General features: G+C 63.6%; 18 protein-coding genes. 9 read left to right on the top strand and 9 right to left on the bottom strand.

Annotated features, from left to right (window positions below; all coding sequences use genetic code 11):
* Positions 1 to 206: 206 nt before the first annotated feature.
* Positions 207 to 1,127 carry a polyphosphate kinase 2 gene (gene ppk2, locus DPM35_RS25140; protein ID WP_112129905.1) on the bottom strand — a complete coding sequence of 307 codons (921 nt, stop codon included), beginning with the start codon at positions 1,125 to 1,127 and terminating at the stop codon, positions 207 to 209.
* A gap of 266 nt (positions 1,128 to 1,393) precedes the next feature.
* Between ppk2 and DPM35_RS25135 the strand changes: the two genes are divergently transcribed.
* A complete protein-coding gene (locus DPM35_RS25135) occupies positions 1,394 to 2,437 on the top strand; it encodes an aldo/keto reductase (protein ID WP_112129904.1) in 1,044 nt (347 codons plus the stop codon).
* 13 nt (positions 2,438 to 2,450) lie between these two features.
* Here the strand turns inward: DPM35_RS25135 and DPM35_RS25130 are convergent, their stop codons facing one another.
* Together DPM35_RS25130 and DPM35_RS25125 are read right to left on the bottom strand one after the other, a co-directional pair.
* On the bottom strand, positions 2,451 to 3,422 hold the full coding sequence (locus DPM35_RS25130; RefSeq protein WP_112129903.1) for a glycosyl transferase family 90: 972 nt from the start codon (positions 3,420 to 3,422) through the stop codon (positions 2,451 to 2,453).
* Positions 3,423 to 3,537: 115 nt separating this feature from the next.
* Entirely contained in the window at positions 3,538 to 4,203 is a 666-nt protein-coding gene (locus tag DPM35_RS25125) for a GntR family transcriptional regulator (RefSeq protein ID WP_112129902.1), read from the bottom strand.
* Between the two features lie 118 nt (positions 4,204 to 4,321).
* On the opposite strand from DPM35_RS25125, the gene DPM35_RS25120 reads away from it, so the two are divergent.
* Both DPM35_RS25120 and DPM35_RS25115 read left to right on the top strand, forming a co-directional pair.
* Complete coding sequence (locus DPM35_RS25120) at positions 4,322 to 5,569, top strand: MFS transporter (protein WP_112129901.1); 1,248 nt, start codon at positions 4,322 to 4,324, stop codon at positions 5,567 to 5,569.
* A 37-nt stretch (positions 5,570 to 5,606) separates the two neighbouring features.
* The gene (locus DPM35_RS25115; RefSeq protein WP_112129900.1) at positions 5,607 to 5,981 is read left to right on the top strand and encodes a DUF423 domain-containing protein; all 375 of its coding nucleotides are present in this window, start codon (positions 5,607 to 5,609) and stop codon (positions 5,979 to 5,981) included.
* A 13-nt stretch (positions 5,982 to 5,994) separates the two neighbouring features.
* On the opposite strand, the gene DPM35_RS32550 is transcribed toward DPM35_RS25115, so the two are convergent.
* Both DPM35_RS32550 and DPM35_RS32545 read right to left on the bottom strand, forming a co-directional pair.
* Positions 5,995 to 6,132 carry a hypothetical protein gene (locus tag DPM35_RS32550; protein WP_181592131.1) on the bottom strand — a complete coding sequence of 46 codons (138 nt, stop codon included), beginning with the start codon at positions 6,130 to 6,132 and terminating at the stop codon, positions 5,995 to 5,997.
* A gap of 58 nt (positions 6,133 to 6,190) precedes the next feature.
* A complete protein-coding gene (locus DPM35_RS32545; protein ID WP_181592130.1) occupies positions 6,191 to 6,334 on the bottom strand; it encodes a hypothetical protein in 144 nt (47 codons plus the stop codon).
* 177 nt (positions 6,335 to 6,511) lie between these two features.
* Between DPM35_RS32545 and DPM35_RS25110 the strand changes: the two genes are divergently transcribed.
* Positions 6,512 to 7,591 (top strand): LacI family DNA-binding transcriptional regulator, encoded by a 1,080-nt coding sequence (locus DPM35_RS25110; protein WP_112129899.1) that lies wholly within the window; start codon positions 6,512 to 6,514, stop codon positions 7,589 to 7,591.
* A gap of 7 nt (positions 7,592 to 7,598) precedes the next feature.
* Here the strand turns inward: DPM35_RS25110 and DPM35_RS25105 are convergent, their stop codons facing one another.
* Positions 7,599 to 8,789, bottom strand: a complete 1,191-nt coding sequence (locus tag DPM35_RS25105; protein WP_112130028.1) for an OpgC family protein — start codon at positions 8,787 to 8,789, stop codon at positions 7,599 to 7,601.
* Between the two features lie 205 nt (positions 8,790 to 8,994).
* Between DPM35_RS25105 and DPM35_RS25100 the strand changes: the two genes are divergently transcribed.
* Positions 8,995 to 9,654, top strand: coding sequence for an alpha/beta hydrolase (locus tag DPM35_RS25100; protein ID WP_245431633.1), 660 nt, complete (start codon positions 8,995 to 8,997; stop codon positions 9,652 to 9,654).
* Positions 9,655 to 9,721: 67 nt separating this feature from the next.
* Here DPM35_RS25100 and sthA read toward each other — a convergent pair whose 3' ends face one another.
* Positions 9,722 to 11,110 (bottom strand): Si-specific NAD(P)(+) transhydrogenase, encoded by a 1,389-nt coding sequence (gene sthA / locus DPM35_RS25095; protein WP_112129897.1) that lies wholly within the window; start codon positions 11,108 to 11,110, stop codon positions 9,722 to 9,724.
* Positions 11,111 to 11,295: 185 nt separating this feature from the next.
* Between sthA and DPM35_RS25090 the strand changes: the two genes are divergently transcribed.
* From DPM35_RS25090 to DPM35_RS25075, 4 genes are all read left to right on the top strand, one after another.
* The gene (locus tag DPM35_RS25090; protein WP_112129896.1) at positions 11,296 to 11,973 is read left to right on the top strand and encodes a methyltransferase family protein; all 678 of its coding nucleotides are present in this window, start codon (positions 11,296 to 11,298) and stop codon (positions 11,971 to 11,973) included.
* 106 nt (positions 11,974 to 12,079) lie between these two features.
* Positions 12,080 to 12,550: an RDD family protein gene (locus DPM35_RS25085; protein WP_073989170.1), complete on the top strand. Its 471-nt coding sequence runs from the start codon at positions 12,080 to 12,082 to the stop codon at positions 12,548 to 12,550.
* Positions 12,551 to 12,698: 148 nt separating this feature from the next.
* Positions 12,699 to 13,463: an arginyltransferase gene (locus DPM35_RS25080; protein WP_042640082.1), complete on the top strand. Its 765-nt coding sequence runs from the start codon at positions 12,699 to 12,701 to the stop codon at positions 13,461 to 13,463.
* Between the two features lie 123 nt (positions 13,464 to 13,586).
* Complete coding sequence (locus DPM35_RS25075) at positions 13,587 to 14,483, top strand: DMT family transporter (protein WP_112130027.1); 897 nt, start codon at positions 13,587 to 13,589, stop codon at positions 14,481 to 14,483.
* On the opposite strand, the gene DPM35_RS25070 is transcribed toward DPM35_RS25075, so the two are convergent.
* Both DPM35_RS25070 and parC read right to left on the bottom strand, forming a co-directional pair.
* Positions 14,471 to 15,676, bottom strand: a complete 1,206-nt coding sequence (locus DPM35_RS25070; protein ID WP_112129895.1) for an AI-2E family transporter — start codon at positions 15,674 to 15,676, stop codon at positions 14,471 to 14,473. The two genes, DPM35_RS25075 and DPM35_RS25070, sit on opposite strands and share 13 nt — an antisense overlap.
* A gap of 247 nt (positions 15,677 to 15,923) precedes the next feature.
* Entirely contained in the window at positions 15,924 to 18,179 is a 2,256-nt protein-coding gene (parC, locus tag DPM35_RS25065) for a DNA topoisomerase IV subunit A (RefSeq protein ID WP_112129894.1), read from the bottom strand.
* Positions 18,180 to 18,426: the final 247 nt, after the last annotated feature.

The following is an 18,426-nucleotide window of genomic DNA, read 5'->3' as shown; positions in this document are numbered from 1 at the left end:
TACAGCTCTTTCTCCCCGTCACTATACGGGGAGAAATGCCCGGCAGGGCAATGAGGGGCAGCGCTTCCGACCCGAGATTGGCGATAGCCTATCCATGATCTTCGGGCTTACGCTGCGAATTGAAGCTCGATCACCGACGCCGGCGCTGCCCCTCATCCGCCTTTCGGGCACCTTCTCCCCGTGGAACGGGGAGAAGGGAAAGCGTCTCAATACTTCTCCGGCACGTAAAGCTCGCGCGGCAGCACCTGGCGTTCGTAGGAGGGGTTGAAGACGCGCTCCGGCAGCGTGATCTCCTCATGCGGCACCTCTTCATACGGCATCTGCTGCAGCAGGTGGTCGATGCAGTTCAGCCGCGCACGCTTCTTGTCGTTGCCCTCGACGATGAACCAGGGCGCCTCCTTGATGTTGGTGCGGGCGAAGGTCTCTTCCTTGGCCTTGGTGTACTGCTCCCAGCGCACGCGCGACTGCAGGTCCATCGGCGACAGCTTCCACTGCTTCATCGGGTCGTGGATGCGCATCAGGAAGCGCATCTGCTGTTCCTCGTCGGTGATCGAGAACCAGTATTTCACCAGCGTGATGCCGGAGCGGACCAGCATGCGCTCGAATTCCGGCACGTCGCGGAAAAACTCCTCGACCTGATCCGCATTGGCAAACCCCATCACCCGCTCGACGCCGGAGCGGTTGTACCACGAGCGGTCGAAGAGCACGATCTCGCCGCCCGCGGGGAGATGCGGCACGTAGCGCTGGAAATACCATTGCGACTTTTCACGTTCGGTCGGCGCCGGCAACGCCACCACGCGGGCGATGCGGGGGTTGAGCCGCTGCGTGATGCGCTTGATGACGCCGCCCTTTCCGGCGGAGTCGCGCCCCTCGAAGATCACCACCAGCTTCTTCTTGTGGTAGGCGACCCAGGACTGCAGCTTGATCAGCTCGGACTGGAGCCTCAGCAGCTCGCGAAAGTAGGTCATCCGTTCGATGGAAGGCGGATGCGACTTCTTGTAGATCTTGGCGATCTCAAGCGACAGCGCCGGTTCGGAAATCTCGAGTTCGTAGTCCTCGTCGAGCGTGTCCTCAAGCTCGGCTTCCAGCCAGTCCTTCGCCCCGGAATTCGGTTTCACTTCATTCATCGCCCAGCTCCGTCGCCTGTCAGCCATCATCGCTTCGGAATGCGCCGCGGCACCGGCCGGGCACGCCACTCCGTAAGCCGACTGAGATACAGAGGCGCAATGACGGTTTTATTGCAAGGCGACCCCAGCCCGGGATCGATAGAAGATATGTGATCGGGCCGTATCGATAGCGGGGCGACAAGCGACTGGAATTGTCCTACAAATCCCCTCGCCTCTTTCCCGCGCCCGCCACGGCGCCTCCCCAAAACAAATCGCGAGGACCCGACATGGAATACCGCACCCTTGGCCGTTCCGGCCTGAAGGTTTCGACATTGACCCTCGGCACGATGACCTTCGGGGGCACAGGCCCGTTCGCCGCCGTCGGCAACTCCGATCTTTCGGAAGCCAGGCGCATCATCGATACCTGCATCGATGCCGGCATCAACCTCATCGACACCGCCAATGTCTATTCGAGCGGCCTGTCAGAGGAGATCATCGGCGAGGCGCTCGGCGGCAAGCGCAAGAACGATGTGCTGATCGCGTCCAAGGCGCGCATGCGGATCGGCACAGGCCCGAATGACGAGGGCCTGTCGCGGCACCATCTCATTCGTGAGTGCGAAAAGAGCCTGAAGCGGCTCAAGACCGATGTCATCGACATTTATTTCGTCCATCAGTGGGACGGGCTCACCCCGGTTGAGGAGACGATCGCGGCACTCGACACTTTGGTCAACCAGGGCAAGATCCGCTATATCGGCTGCTCCAATTGGTCCGGCTGGCAGGTGATGAAGGCTCTTGCCGTCAGCGACAGCCGACATCAGGCCCGTTTCGTCACCCAGCAGATCCACTACACGCTGGAAGCCCGTGAGGCCGAATACGAATTGCTGCCGATCTCGGTCGACCAGGGACTCGGCGTGCTGGTCTGGAGTCCGCTGGCTGGCGGCCTGCTCTCCGGCAAATATCATCGCGACAGCCCGACCGCGCGCCAGATCGGCGGCTGGACCGAGCCGCCGATCCGCGACGAGGACCGTCTATGGCGCATCGTCGACGTGCTCAACGAGATCGGCAAGGCGCGCGGCATCTCAGGGGCGCAGGTGGCGCTGGCCTGGCTGCTCGCCCGTCCGGCCGTAAGCTCACTGGTGATCGGCGCCCGCAACGAGGCGCAGCTCAAGGACAATCTGGCCGCGGCAAGCCTTTCGCTCACCGAAGACGAGCGGCAGCGCCTCGACGCCGTCAGCCGGCCGCCGGTGCTTTATCCCTACTGGCACCAGCAGTTCACCGCCAGGGACCGTTTCGGGCCGGCCGACAAGGTGCTCGACCGCTCCCACGCCTAGAGCGCGGCGGGACCTAGCCGGCGATAAAGCGCCAGACTTCCGCGTCGGGCTTTATCTGCCCGCTCAGCACGAAATACTTGTAAAGGACGAGCAGCGAGATCGCCTGCTCGTCCTGCTCGTTGTCGAATTTGCGGCAATAGGCATTGGCCGCGGCGGTTATCCGTTCCGCTTCGGCCGGGTGTTTCTCGAAATAAGCCACCTTGTCGACAAGGTCGGAGAAGTCCTGCTCGATCGGCACGTAATGGACGTTGGGCTCGACCTTGGCTTCCGCAAACCAGGTTTCGTAGGTCGGTTTCGGCATCAGGCAGAGCGAATTGGAGCTCATGATCCATTTCAGGTTCGTCGCCACGTCATTGCCTTCGAGCGAGACTATGTAGCGGTAGCGCCGCTGCTGCTCGATGTTCAGGAACGGCTTGCGGTATCCGTCCGGCGCATCGGCCCTGTGGGAGCCGGCATCGCAGATCGGCAGGTTGGCGGCCTTTTCCACGAAGCGGGTGCGGATCGGATTGTTGAGATGACCGCGCCAGACCACCATCGGGCGCTTGGCGGCGAAAGGCAGGTTGTCGGGCGGCATGTAGAAGTGACGGAACTTGTTCAGCTTCATCAGCACGCCATTGGCGTTGTCGTCGCCGATGGGCCGGTCCTTGACGATCCTCGGAATCTCCGGGACGCCGACGACATCGCCGAATTCGAAATCGATCAGCAGGCCGGAATCGAAGTAGCGGGCGAACTCCTTGAGGTCGTAGTAATACATGCTGGAAGCGGTCGGCAGCTTGCCGACGGCCACGGCGTCCGGACTGGGCGCGAACGGCTGTTCCAGCTTGTTGTAGTAGTTCAGCCGCTCGCGAACCGCCTTGCCTGAAAGCCTGGCCTGCTCGAGCCGGCCGGCCAGGCGATCGCGAAACAGCGATTGCGGTGCGCGGTCACGCGCGAAATTGCGCGCATAGTAGAACAGCTTCGAGGCGGTTCGAGAGAGTGTGGCCATGCGTCCGAGAATTCAGCGAAGTGGTCAGTGGTGGTCGGCCTTCATCCCCCTGACCTCCTACAGCATTCTCCCGGCCATGTTGCAAGCCTGCTAATGCGATTGACCACACGACAACTTACGCCGCGACGACAGCGAAGCCTCTGGCGCGCAAGCCGCGCCGGTCGTCATGCAGCGAAGTGACCAGCCGATCGCGACTGCCGGCGATGTGATTGGAAAGCAGCCGCGCCGCTTTTTCGGCATCGCCGCCCTTCACGGCGTCAAGGATGGCGTGATGTTCGGCCCAGGCGCGGCCGAGCGCTGCTTCATCGCGCACTTCCAGCCAGCGTGCCCGCGACAGCCTCGTCATCGCATCGCGCACGGCCCTCAACAGGAACTCATTGCCGGAAAGCCTTGCCAGCTCGATGTGGAAATCCATCCCGACGCGATGCCACTCCTCGCGCGGCGTCTCCGCATCGCAGGAATCAAGCATCGCCGCGATCACATCGATACCGCTGCGGTCTTCAAGCGCCGCCGTCAGGCGGACCGCCGCGACTTCGACCGCCTCGCGGTAGACAGCGATCTGGCCGAGTTCGGCGAGGTTGATCGGCGCCACCGCCCAGCCGCGGCCGTCGCGACCGATCAACCCTTCGGTTTCGAGGCGCAGCAGCGCTGCCCGCACCGGCGTTCGCGAGGCGCCGAAACGGCTCTCGATCCAGCGCTCGGTCAGCCTTTCGCCCGGGCCGATCTCCAGGCCGAGGATCATTTCGCGAAGCTGCCTTTCGACATTTTGCATCTGCGACATTTGTCGTCCCGCTTTTTCAAAGCCGCATTGACAGCGGCAAGCTTGAGGCTCATGACGGATACCAGTTTGGTATACCAAAATGGTATCCACGACAACCCAGACCACCGATAGGCAAGACATGGGCGAGAAATCCTCCGAAAAGGGCGGCTACAACATCCACTGGCGGCGCAACCTTGCCGTCTGCTTCGCCGGCTCGTTCAGCACGCTGATCGCCATGACGTTGCTTCTTCCGTTCCTCCCGCTTTATGTCGAGCAGCTCGGCGCCGAAGGCCACGCGGCAATCGTGCAGTGGTCGGGCATCGCCTATGGCGCCACCTTCCTCGCGGCGGCGCTGGTCGCGCCCTTGTGGGGCCGACTGGGCGACCGCTACGGCCGCAAGCTGATGCTGGTGCGCGCGTCTTTCGGCATGGCGATCTGCATGTCGCTGACCGGCATGGTCCAGAGCGTGTGGCAACTGGTGCTGCTTCGGCTGCTGATCGGCTTTGCCGGCGGCTATTCGTCGGGTTCCACGATCCTGGTGGCGATGCAGACGCCGAAGGAGCGTTCGGGCTGGGCGTTGGGCGTGCTGGCGGCGGGCATCACCGCCGGCTCGCTGGTCGGACCGCTGCTGGGCGGCCTGCTGCCGCCGCTGATCGGCATTCGCGCGACTTTCCTGCTTTCGGGTGCGGTCATCTTCCTGGCGTTCCTGGCGACGACTTTCCTGATCAAGGAGAACCCGCCGGCGCCCAAGCCCGCCTCGGCGGCGAAACCGAAAAGCGGCTGGTCGCAGATCCCCGACAAGCGGCCGATCGTCGCCATGCTGGCCACGGGCATGCTGCTCGCCTTCGCCACCATGTCCATCGAGCCGATCATCACCGTCTACGTGCAGCAGCTCGTCGGGGACCAGAGCAAGGTGACAATGGTCGCCGGCGTCGTCATGTCTGCGGCCGCGCTCGGCACCATCCTGTCTTCGTCATGGCTGGGCAAGCTTGCCGACCGCGTCGGCCACTGGAACGTCGTGGTCGGCGCCCTTGCCGTCTCGGCCTTGCTGCTCATTCCGCAAGCCTTCGTAACCAATGGCTGGCAGTTGATCGGGCTGCGCTTCCTGATGGGTCTTGCGCTCGGCGGCCTCTTGCCCTGCATCACCAGCGTCATCCGCCATAACATCCCGGATGGCGTCGGCGGCAACGTGCTTGGGCTGGCGATCTCGGCACAATATGTCGGCCAGGTCGCGGGGCCGCTGTCGGGCGGTTTCGCCGGCGGCCATTTCGGCATGCGGTCGGTCTTTCTGGGCACAGCGATGCTGATGGCGCTGGGTGCCGCCTACAACTGGATTGTCCAATCGAGGCGCGCGCGGCATATGCTGATGGAGGTCGGCGAATCCTGATCGGACCCTTTCGCCCAACCGCCATGGAGCATTCAAGATGAGCCTCACCAGGCAAGCATCGGACGGCGGGAGCCGCGTCCTCGTGCTGGCAGCAGGCCTCGTCGGCGCGGCGGGCGTGGCGCTGTCGGCCGCCGCCGCGCATCGCGGCGGCGCCTTTACCGGCACTGCCGCCAATTTCCTGCTGATGCATGCGCCGGCTTTTCTTGCCATCGGCCTTGCCGGCGGCAACCGTTGCCTCAGGATCGCCAGCCTTGCGCTGCTTGCCGGCCTGCTGCTGTTCTGCGGCGATCTGCTCGCCCGCGACTTTCTGGGCTCGCGGCTGTTTCCGATGTCGGCGCCGATCGGCGGCACCCTGCTGATCGCAGGCTGGGTGGCGATCGCCGTGTCGGCGCTGTGGCCCCCGCGGCCATAGATTATTCCGGCGACTACTTTCCGTTCGCACGCCGCTTACGCTTGCGCGCGGGCGGTTCGCCGGCGCGGCGCCGTTCGGGCTGCTCGGCTCCGGGCGTGATGCCCCAGTAGTTGCGATAGATGTCCTGAAACAGGTGGCCGATCGGATGCATGGCCGTTTCTCCTTGATTTGAATCGATCCAATCCGTGGATGCAGAAAATGGCTGCGGCTCAGCCGCGTTTACGCTCCACAAGGAAGCGCGGCTCGCGGCGCCAGGGACTCAAACTGCCACGCCGCTTCTCGCGGATCGCGATGGAGGCAATGCCCCAATCGTCGCGGTAGATATCTTCGAACAAGTAGCTCACCGGATGCATGGCACCCTCCTATTGAAAAGCCGCTCCACCGTGAGAATGAAGCTTGGATCGATTCAAATGATAGGACTCAATCGCGTGTCGTCAAGCGAAAATTTGAATCGATCCAACAAAAATGTTAGATGACCGGCAACAATTCAGCGGTCATGGTCTTCCCGTGACCGGATTCGGAGGAACGACATGGCTTCACTCCTCGAAGGCCAGGCAAGGCCGATCAGGCTGGCAGACATCGCCAGGGCCGCCGGCGTCTCGCATGGCACCGCCTCCAATGTTTTCAGCCGTCCCGAGATCGTGCGCGCCGAAGTGCGCGAACGGGTCAAGGCGGTGGCGGAGCAGATGGGCTATGCCGGCCCTGATCCGAAAGGCCGGCTGCTGCGCGCCGGTAAGGTCAACGCCATCGGCGTCGCCACCACCGAGCCCCTCTCCTACTTCTTCGACGATCCGTTCGCGCGCGTCATGATGGCCGGCATTTCCGAAGCCTGCGACGCCACCGGCGCGGGCATCGCGCTGGTGTCGGCCGCCAACCAGGAGAAGCTTGCCTGGAACATCCAGAGCGCGCTTGTCGACGGCTTCATCCTGTTCTGCATCGAAGGCGGGTCGCGCCTTGTCGACCTCACCCGCGAGCGAAGGCTGCCCTTCGTGGCGCTGGAACTCGGCTTCCAGGACGAGACCGTCTCGGCCATCGGCGTCGACAACGTCGCGGGCGCAAGGCTCGCGGCGCGCCATCTCGCCGAGCTCGGCCATCGCCGGTTCGCGGTGCTGTCGCTGGCCTTCGCCGACAACCGCACCGGCTTCGCCACGCCGGAAATCGTGCGCGGCGCGCTCTACACCGGAACACGTGATCGCCTTGCCGGCTATTTCGAGGAGCTTGCCCGCTTCGGCGTCGATACGACGAAAATCCCGGTCTACGAGACCGAGAATGAGGAAAAAAGCACCAGGGCCGGCCTCGAGGCGATCTTCGACAGGGATGAACCGCCGACCGCCATCCTGGCGATGTCGGACCGCATGGCCCTGATCGCGATCGACTGGCTGAAAGCGCGGGGCCTCAAGGTCCCGCAGGACGTCTCTATCGTCGGTTTCGACGGCGTGCCGGACGGCGCGCTGTGCACGCCCGCGCTGACCACGATTGCCCAGCCGATCACCGAGATCGGCCGCCGCGCCGCGCGCATGATCCTCGATCATGACGGTGCGGTGCGGCGTGAGACGATGGGTGTCGAGCTGATCGTCAGAGCCTCGACCGGCCCGGCCGGCAAAAGTTGAGCGAAACTCAATATCCTCCCGCCCTCGCCGTCACCGGCCGCGCACCGAACGACGGGCGTTCCTCGCGCACCGACTTGGCGCGGGACGGGCCGAGACCGGCAAGCCATTCCAGATAGAGCGCGAGCGCGAGTTGCATGGCAATGCCGGCTGAGATCAGCAGCGTGTCGTAGGCCGGGCCGCCAGGATTGATCAGCTTGAGCACCTGCGCCGCCATGGCCAGCAGCGTGCCGGCGATGAACACCGGCAGCGATCGCTTGCCCAGGATCGCCAGCGGATTGTCGGGCCGGACGCGGAAGATATTCGAGACAACCGGCAGCGCGACGATCAGGTAGCTGACCGACAGGATGTGCAACAGCCTTGGCAGCGACAGGAACGTCTTGTCGAAGCCGCCGATCACCACCGGCAGGTTGAACCAGGTGATCTGGCCCCAGAGCGGGCTGTGCACCCAGATCGCCGCACAGACCACGTAGATGCCGGCGGCGCCAAGCAGCCACGGATTGGCCGGGATCCGCCCGCCGCGCTTCACATGCAACATGGCTGCTAGGCCGATGTTGAACAGGAACTGCCAGGACAGCGGATTGAGGAACCAAAGGCCGGGCTCAGGATAGTTCGGCGGCGCGATCTGCCAGATGCCGGCGGCGAGCCACAGCAGGCCGGACACGATCAGCGCCGGCACCGGCCGATAGCTGACGAACAGCACGAAAGCCGGGGCCGCCAGAAGCAGCGCCGCATAGACCGGCAGGATGTTGTTGTAGCCGAGCTGATGGCCGAGCGCGACGATGCCGAGCAGCACCTGCGGCGTGTTCTTCATCAAGGGCTCGATGTTGATCATGGTCAGCATTTCCGGACGGTGCGCGAACACCGCGGCGGCGCAGAACAGCGCGATCACCACCATCGTGACGACGATGTGGGAGATGTAGAGCACGCCGGCGCGCCGCCACATCTTCAGGGTCGCGAGCAATCGACCGCCCGGCTTGAATTTCGTGCCGTAGGCCAGCGCGACCGAGATGCCGGAGATCAGCACGAAGGCTTCGGCCGCGTCGGAAAAGCCGAAATTCTTGTAGGTCCAGTTCTCGAACACCGTGCCCGGCACATGGTCGACGAAGATGGTGAGCAACGCCATCGCGCGCAGCACGTCGATACGCGTGTCACGATCTTTGATAGGCGTATCGCGATTATTGGAAACAGGGGTGGTCATCGACAAAAGGCCTCAAAGCTGGTTGTTCATAGCCAGCAATGCGACCCCCGGGGCGCACCGCTTCGATTCCTCCCAAGCGGAGGTGTATCGGCGCTGAAACGGACTGAAATGCGCCGGGTTCAATCAACTTTCGCGGAGCGCGAAAATATTCCGTTTTGAAGCCGGCAAATCAACAAATCTCTCATGGAATCAAATGGATGTGAGCGTGTCCGAATATAGCGACGAAAACAGTATCCTGCACGACGATCTTGGCTTTCGCTATCGGGTGGTGACGCCGGCGAAGTCGACCGGCAAATGCCTTTTTGTGCTGCACGGATCGGGTGTGGACGAAACGACGCTCATCCCGCTCGCAAGCAAGATCTCGCCTGACGCAACGCTGGTTGCGGCGCGTGGGCGCATCCCCCAGGATGACGGCTTCCGCTGGTTCGAACGAATCACGCCGACAAGTTTCGAGCAGACCAGCATCCGCGAGGAGACCGCCGCCTATGCTGAATTCGCCGTGGAGGCGTCGGAGCGTCATGGCCTCGATCTGCGGCGCGCGACCTTCCTTGGTTATTCGAACGGCGCCAACGTCGTCTCCAGCCTGATGCTGCTCCATCCCGGCCTGACCCGGCAGGCTGCACTTCTACGAGCTATGCCGGTGCTCGACACTTCGCCGATGACCGATCTCGGCGGCAGCCGCGTTCTGATCATCGCCGGCGCCGCCGACCAGACCTATGGCCCGTTCGCGCCGGCTCTGGTGACGCTGTTCAGCGAGCGCCGCGCCGAGGTCGACGCGCGCATCGTTGCCTCGGGCCATGAATTCGGCGATGCGGACGCGGTGATCGCGCGGCAGTGGCTGACAGGTCCTATGCTGGCGGCCTGACCGCGCCCGCCAGCCGTGCTTCGCTGCCCTCGGAAGGCAGGCTCGGCACGTGGGGGCCCAAGGAATTCTACCCCCGTCCCATGCGGTTCCAGGCATCCAGGCCCGCGATCTTGTACGCTTCGGCCAGCGTCGGATAGTTGAAGGTGTTGTTGACAAAGAAGTCGACCGTGCCGCCTAGATTGATGACCGCCTGGCCGATATGAATGAGCTCGGTGGCGCCCTCGCCGACGATGTGGGCGCCAAGCAAACGGCGCGTCTCGACCGAGAACAACAGCTTCAGGAAACCGCTTGAGACGCCCATGATATGGCCGCGCGATGTCTCGCGAAAACGCGCCAAGCCGACCTCATAGGCGGCGCCGCTCTCGCGCACCTGCTCCTCCGACAGGCCGACCGTCGAGATTTCCGGCACGGCATAGATGCCATAGGGAAAGCTCTCCGGCGGCGGCGGCAGGTTGACGCCGAAGGCGTGGCAAGCCGCCACCCGGCCCTGCTCCATCGAGGTCGAGGCGAGGCTCGGGAAGCCAATGACGTCGCCGGAGGCGTAGATGTTCGGCACGCTGGTCTGGAAGGTTTGAGGATCGACCTTGATGCGGCCCCTGGAATCCGCCTCGATGCCAATCTGGTCGAGGCCGAGGCTGGCGACGTTGCCGGTGCGGCCGGCGGCATAGAGCACCATCTCCGAGCGTATGGTGCGGCCGTCGGCCAGCGTTACCTCGGCATGGTCGGGCTTGGAGGCGATCTCCTTCACCGTGCTGCCGAGCCGGATGGTCATGCCGCGGTCGCGCATCTGGTGGATGAAGTCGTCGACGATCTCTCGGTCGATGAAATCGAGAATGGTGTTGCGCGGCTCGACCAGCGTCACCGGCACATCCAGGGCCGAAAAGATGGTGGCGTATTCGACGCCGATGACGCCGGCGCCTATCACCGTTAGCGTGCGCGGCAGATGGTGGAGTTCCAGCATCTCGTCGCTGTCGAAGATCCGCTTCCTGTCGAAGGGCACGTCGGCCGGCCGGTGCGGCCTTGTGCCGACGGCAATCAGCGCATTGGCAAAGCCAACCTCGCTGTAATCGCCATTGTCGGTGGTCAGGCCGGCCTTGTTCGGGGTGAGAAATTTGACCGCAGCGCGCGCACTCTTCACGGTGTTGCGCATGAACTGGTGCTGCAACACCTCGACCTCGTGGTCGAGGGTCTTGTGCAGCCGCTCGACCAGATCGCCGATCGAAATGTCCTGCTTCACCCGGTAGCCGCGGCCGTAGAAGCCGCGCTCGCGCCAGCCCGAGAGATTGAGCACGGTCTCGCGCAACGTCTTCGACGGAATGGTGCCGGTATGCACGGAGACGCCGCCCAGACGCCTGCCCCGGTCGACCACCAGGACAGACTTGCCGAGCTTGGCCGATTGCACGGCGGCGCGGCGCCCCGAAGGGCCGCTGCCGATGACCAACATGTCGTAGTCCATGCTCCCGTCCCCTTGTGCGCCGCAGCAAGCTAAACTGACGGCGGTGTCATGTTCAACTGCCTATCGCGCCCGCCAGTCGCCGAAAATTCGAGAACTTAACCATGTGCGCCGTGAAACTTAACCCGACGGCAACGCTTGCGTGCAATGGTCACAATCGAGGGGAACCATGGGGTGGCTGAGTGTTCATGTCCAAAAGCGATACCTTGCCCGGCACAGCGACTGGATTCCTGTCCGACCTACAGTCCCACCCGGTCTTCCTGGACCTGCGCGAAGGCCTGTTCCGTTTCATCGCGCTCGCGGTCGCGGCAATCTTCATCTATCGCGGCGTGCACAATCTCGTCATCGACAGCGGCCGGCTCAACGTCCTGATGCTGCTGATCTCCGAGACGCTCACCTTTGTCTGGCTGCTCCTGGCGCGCCGGCCGCTGGTGCGTGACTGGAGCCCTTTCACCGTCTTCATCTCGCTGACCGCGGGCTTCGGCTCCGGTCTGGTTTCGCTGCAGGAAGGCGTCGAAATCGTCCCGCTCTACATTGCGGCGCCACTGCAGTTCCTGGCCCTGTGGCTGGTCATCTGGGGCAAGATGTCGCTCGGCCGCTCCTTCGCTATCCTGCCCGCCAATCGCGGCGTCGTCACCGGAGGGGCCTACCGGTTCGTGCGGCACCCGATCTATGCGGGCTACCTGGCGGGGCACATCCTGTTCCTGCTGTCGAGCTTTTCCGTCTACAATTTCACCATCTACGCGATCATCACCCTGTTCCAGGTCCATCGCATCCTGCGCGAGGAACGCATCCTGGCGCTGACGGAGGAATATCGCGACTATCTCGGGCGCGTTCGCTACAGGCTCTGTCCCGGCATTTTCTGAGATCACGCCGGCCGCCGGTGGGCACGTTCCTTGAATTCCGGGCCATTCTCACCATTTGAGAAGGCGGCAGGCATCCTTGAGCGGATGCGGCGATCGAGGAACGGGCATGAACGCACGCGTGTTGGATGGTGAGATCATTACGACCAGGTTCGAGGACACCCGCGCCTATCGCGGAGTGCGGACAAGGCGTATCTTTGCCTTCCTGCTCGACTATTTCTTCGTCGCGCTGCTGACCATTCCCTTTGCCATACTGGTGGCCATTCTCGGGCTTTTGACCTTCGGCCTCGGCTGGGCGCTGTTTTCGGTGCTGGTGCCGATGGTCGCCATCCTCTACATCTGGAACACGCTGGGCAGCCGCGACCAGGCGACGACCGGCATGAAGATCATGGGCATCCGCCTGGAAAAGCTCGACGGCAGCCGCATCGACGGCATGACGGCGGTGGTGCATTCCGTTCTGTTCTGGGCGGGCAACGTCATCCTGACGCCGCTGGTGTTGCTGGTCACGCTGTTTTCCGACCGCAAGCGCACGCTGCATGACCTTTTGCTCGGTACCGTGGTTACCCGCACCGACATCTGACGGTGTCCAGGGTCGCGTCCATCGAACCGTTGCGCCTCCTGTGGCCAAATATGAACAGGCTTGGGCCAGCGCGGCCGCACAATCCTGTTGAATTTTTCGCCGGCCGGGCCAAAGGTAGGGCGATTCGCAGGAGCGTTTCCAAGATTAGATGACGCAGCATCCGACCCAGTCGCCGCAGTTCTTCCTGACCGCGCCGTCACCGTGCCCCTATCTGGAGGGACAGTTCGAGCGCAAGGTGTTCACGCACCTTGTCGGCGACAAGGCGCCGGAGATGAACGACCTGTTGACGCAAGGCGGCTTCCGGCGCTCGCAGAACATCGCCTACCGCCCGGCTTGCGAGTCCTGCCGCGCCTGCGTGTCGGTGCGCATCCTGGCGCAGGAATTCGACCCCAGCCGCAACATGCGCCGCGTCATCCAGCACAATGCCGATCTCGTCGGCGCCATGCATGACGCGCAGCCCTCGACCGAGCAGTACTCGCTCTTCCGCAGCTATCTCGACGCCCGCCATCGCCGTGGCGGCATGTCGGACATGACCGTGCTCGATTATGCGATGATGGTGGAAGACACGCATGTCGACACCAAGATCATCGAATACCGGCGTCGTGGCCCCGATACTTTCATAACCGGCAAAGGCCAGGGCGAATTGATCGCCGTGGCGCTGACCGACAAGATGGCCGACGGCCTGTCGATGGTCTATTCCTACTTCAATCCCGACCTCGAGGACCGCTCGCTCGGCACCTTCATGATCCTCGACCACATTGCCCGCGCCAAGGCGATGGGCCTGCCCCACGTCTATCTCGGCTACTGGGTCAACGGCTCGCGCAAGATGAACTATAAGATGCGTTTCATGCCGCAGGAGCATCTCGGCCCGAAAGGCTGGGAACGCTACGATCACGAAGCGGTCAGTCGCTGAACCGCCCTACGCTTCATCCTTAACAGTTTCAAGGAGGAGGACGCTGTCTTTCGGCCGTCAGGCTGGAACGGCCGCGACACGGCCGCTTTGCGTCCCCTCGAGTTGCTTTGCGAGATCGCCCACGTGTCCACCCATACCGACCACCAAAAAGGTCTCCTGATGACCGCCATCGGCGGCCTGACACTGACCATCGACATACCGCTGATCCGCCTCGCCGACGGCACACCCTGGACGATCATGATGCTGCGCACCGGCACCACCTTGCTGGCGGGGCTGGTGATCTGGGCGATCTGGAGGTCGCTGGACAGGAACGCGCCGAAGCTCATCCCGGGCTGGTCGGGGCTTGCAGTGGCTTTCTGCTACGGTTTGACCGGAATAACCTTCGTCACGGCCGTCTATCACACCTCGACCGCCGACCTTGTCTTCATCCTGGCCTTCAACACGGTGTTCGCGGCGGCGCTGTCGTGGCTCTTCCTCAAGGAAAGACCCCGGCTCGCGACCGTGATCGCAATGCTGGCGATGATCCTCGGCGTTCTGATCATCGTCGGCGGCTCGGTCGGAACCGGGCATCTGTTCGGCGATTTCATGGCGCTTTGCTCGGCCTTCTTCGTTGCTCTCGCCATCACCATCTCACGCGCCAGCGGCAAGGACATGGGCTTCACCGGTCTGGTCGGCGTCATCCTGCCGCTGGCGCTCGCCGCCTTCATGGTCTCGGGCGAAGGTTTTCACGTGAACGCGCCGTGGTGGATCATCCTCAACGGCGCCGTGATCATGCCGATCTCGTTCTTCTGCCTGGCAAACGGACCGAAATACATTTCAGGGCCGGAAGTGGCGATGTTCTACCTGCTGGAAACCGTGTTCGCCCCAATCTGGGTCTGGTTGATCTTCGCCGAGGCGCCCACGCGCAACAGCCTGATCGGCGGCACGATCCTGATCGCGACGCTGGTGGCGCATTCGCTGTGGCAATTGCATGAGGGCCGTAAGCGCCGGGCGGCGCTTGCCGTGGTTCACCCGGCCTGAATCTTCCTCGGCTCGGCAGCCGCCTCTATCTGGGGCTGGGACGGCGCGCCAGTTTCGTCCACGACCGGCGCGGCATCGTCCATAAGTTCGACCTCGCGCAGCCACTCGCGCCAGATGGCAACCAGCAGCGCCATAAGCACCGGGCCGATGAACAGACCGAGGAAGCCCATCGTCTTGACGCCGCCGATCAGGCCGAAAAAGGTCGGCAGGAACGGCAGCTTGATCGGCCCGCCGACGAGCTTGGGCCGCAAGGTCTTGTCGACGATGAAGAGCTCGACCGCGCCCCAGGTGAAGAGCGCCAACCCGGCGAACAGCTTGCCGCTGGCGGCGAGGTAGATCGAGACCAGGGTGAAGGAGAGCGGCGCGCCGCCCGGGATCAGCGCCATGATGCCGGTGAGCGCGCCGAGCGTGACCGGCGACGGCACGCCGGCCAGCCAATAGGCGATGCCCAGCACCAGGCCTTCGCCGATGGCGATGATGGTCATGCCGGTGACGGTCGACGAGATGGTCGCCGGCACGACGCGCGAAATCCGCTCCCAGCGCGTCGGCAGGATGCGTTCGCCGAGGCGATCGACCTGGGCCGCGAAAGACTCGCCGTCGCGATAGGCGAAGAACAGCGCGATCATCATGAACAGAAGCGTCAGCAGCAGGCCGAAGGCGCTGCCGCCGGCGGCCAGCGCGCCGCGATAGATGGTGCCGATGTTGGAGCCGCTGATCAGCTGGATCAACTCACCGATGCCGCCGGGATGGCCGAGATAGGCCGTCCACTGCTCGTCCAGCCACTCGCCGACCACCGGCATGGTGGCGATCCAACCTGGTGTCACCGCGCCGTGCCGGTTGGTCTCGATCGCCCAGACGACCCACTCGCGCAGTTCGTTGATGGCATAGGTGCCGGCAAGCGCGATCGGGACCACCAGGAAGGTGAGGATGAAGACGATGGCCAAAGTCGCACCGATGGTGCGGTTGCCGCCGACGGCGACGAGCAGCCGGCGGTAGAGCGGCCAGCTGGCGAAGGCGATGACGAGGGCCGCCAGAACCGGGAACAGGAAACCGTGGAAGAAATAGACGCCGGCGGCGACAATCAGCACCAGGAGCCAGCGCGCCGCCGACAGCGGCGGAATGACGGCAGCCCTGAGCGGCGTCGACAGGCCGAACAGGCGTTGCCCCGGCTTCTGAATCTCAGCCCGCTTCAAGCGCGCGTTTCTCCCTGCCCTTTGGTTTTCGATGGATGCCTATGCACCATCATAGTGCAGCAATCGTGACGATAGTCCAAATGATTGGGTGTCTCCCGCCTTGAGGGGGAGATGGCCGGCAGGCCAGAGGGGGTCGCCGCGCGTGGAGCGCCAGCGCCCTTCGCCAACAGAGGAGGTTGGCGCTTCACGCGGAGCGACTCTCTGTCGCCTACGGCGACATCTCCCCGTCAAGAGGGGAGATTTGGCGCTACCCGAATTTCCCCGTCCGCGGGAAACCCTTGGGCACCATGCGGCCGGCGGCGGCCCGGGTGCCGATCCACTCGGCCAGATCCTCGCGCGATTTGGTGAAGGTGCGGTCGGCCGAATCCTGCCAGGAGAGACCGGTTTCCAGCGTGAAGGTCTTGAGATCCAGCACGCCGCCATCCTTGTATTTCTGCAGGCGCACGCCCTTGCCGCGCGCCATTTCCGGGATCTCAGAGAGCGGGAAGACCAGCATCTTGCGGTTCTCGCCGACAATGGCGAGGTGGTCGCCCGACACCGGAATGCAGCGCTTGGCTTCATCCGGCGCCTTGACGTTCATCACCTGCTTGCCCTTGCGGGTGTTGGCGACGACCTCTTCCTCCGAAACGACGAAGCCGTTGGCGTCGTATGACACCAGCAGCAGCTTGCGCTTCGGATCATGGACGAAGGCGGTGACGATGTCCTGGTCGTTCTCCATGTCGACGATGATGCGGATCGGTTCGCCATGGCCGCGCCCGCCCGGCAGCCGGTCGGCGCCGATGGTGTAGAACTTACCGCCGGTGGTGAAGACCAGGATCTTGTCCGTGGTCTGGGCATGGAAGGCAAGCTTCAGGCTGTCGCCTTCCTTGAAGGCGAGCTGCGAATAATCGGTCAGGTGGCCCTTCATGGCGCGCAGCCAGCCCTTTTCCGAGACGACGACCGTGACCGGCTCGCGTTCGATCATCGCATGCGCGATGTCGGTCAGGTCATGCTCGGGCGCGTCGGCGAACTGGGTGCGGCGCTTGCCGAGTTCGGTCTCGGGGCCGAACTTTTCACGAAGCTGCGTGACTTCCCACTTGATGGTCGCCCATTGCTTGGCGTCGGACGCGAGCAGCGCCTCGATCTGCTTCTTCTCCGCAGTGAGCCCCTCGAACTCCTTGCGGATCTCGATCTCCTCTAGCTTGCGCAACGCGCGCAGGCGCATGTTGAGGATGGCTTCGGCCTGGTTGTCGGTGAGTGACCAGCGGGCCATCATCACCTGCTTGGGCTCATCCTCCTCGCGGATGATCCTGATGACCTCATCGATGTTGAGATAGGCGATCAGGTAGCCGGCAAGGATTTCCAGCCGCTTCTCGATCTCGCCCAGCCGGTATCTCGAGCGGCGGATCAGAACCTCGCGGCGGTGGTCGAGCCACTCCTTCAGCACGCCTTTCAGCGAGAGCACGTTCGGCACCTTGCCGCGCGACAAGACGTTCATGTTGAGCGGGAAGCGGCTTTCGAGCTCGGTGAGCTTGAACAGCGATTCCATCAGGATGCCAGGATCCACGGTGCGGCTCTTCGGCACCAGCACGATGCGGATATCCTCGGCGCTCTCGTCGCGGATGTCTTCCAGCAGCGGCAGCTTGCGCGCCATCAAGAGCTCGGCGATCTTTTCGATCAGCCTGGCCTTCTGGACGCCGTAGGGGATTTCGGTGACGACGATGCTCCAGGTGCCCCTGCCCTGATCCTCCTGACCCCATTTCGAGCGCACGCGAAAACCGCCGCGGCCCGTCTCATAGGCCTCGAGGATCGAAGCGCGGCTGTCGACGATGATGCCGCCGGTCGGGAAATCCGGTCCCTGGACGAAATCCATCAGCTTCGCCACCGGCGCTTCCGGATGCTCGATCAGATGGAGAGCGGCGTCGCAAAGCTCGGCAGCATTGTGCGGCGGGATCGAGGTCGCCATGCCGACGGCGATGCCGGAGGAGCCGTTGGCGAGCAGGTTCGGGAAGGCGCCCGGCAGGACGGACGGCTCCTCGTCCTCTTCATTGTAGGTCGGGCGGAAGTCGACCGCGTCTTCATTGATGCCGGCAAGCAGCTCGCTCGCCACCTCGGTCATGCGCGCTTCGGTGTAGCGCATGGCGGCGGCGTTATCGCCGTCGATGTTGCCGAAATTGCCCTGCCCGTCGACCAGCGGGTAGCGCATCGAGAAATCCTGCGCGAGGCGCACCAGCGCGTCGTAGATCGACTGGTCGCCATGCGGATGGAACTTGCCCATCACGTCGCCGACAATGCGGGCGCATTTGGCAAAGCCCTGATCGGGGTTGAGCCTGAGCAGCCGCATGGCATGCATGATGCGGCGGTGGACCGGCTTCAGTCCGTCGCGCACATCCGGCAGTGCCCGGTGCATGATGGTCGACAGCGCATAAGCGAGATAGCGTCGCTCGAGCGCTTCCTTCAGATCGACCGGTTCGATTTTGTCGCCGCCGCCATTGTCATCGGGCGGCAAAAGCCTCTTTCCCATGGATTTGGACTAGCCGAGCGGGTGATTCGCGGCAAGCGTCGCGTGAACATCGGCGCATTTCGCCGCGGCCGGCAAGCGCGACCGGCGATGTGAAGGATTTCACGGAAGCGGCAGGGCCGCGGCGGCAATTTGCCACCGATCTGCAACAGGCCGCGGCGGCACCATGACGCCGGCCAACATCAATTCGTTACACGCGGCCTCTATCTGGCATGCAACGCGCTGGCGGAGGAAAGCCGCGATCTTCATG

The organism is Mesorhizobium atlanticum (assembly GCF_003289965.1).
Classification (GTDB): domain Bacteria; phylum Pseudomonadota; class Alphaproteobacteria; order Rhizobiales; family Rhizobiaceae; genus Mesorhizobium; species Mesorhizobium atlanticum.
Note: the sequence above shows the minus strand (reverse complement) of the source record. Positions and strands in the feature narration are given on the sequence as shown.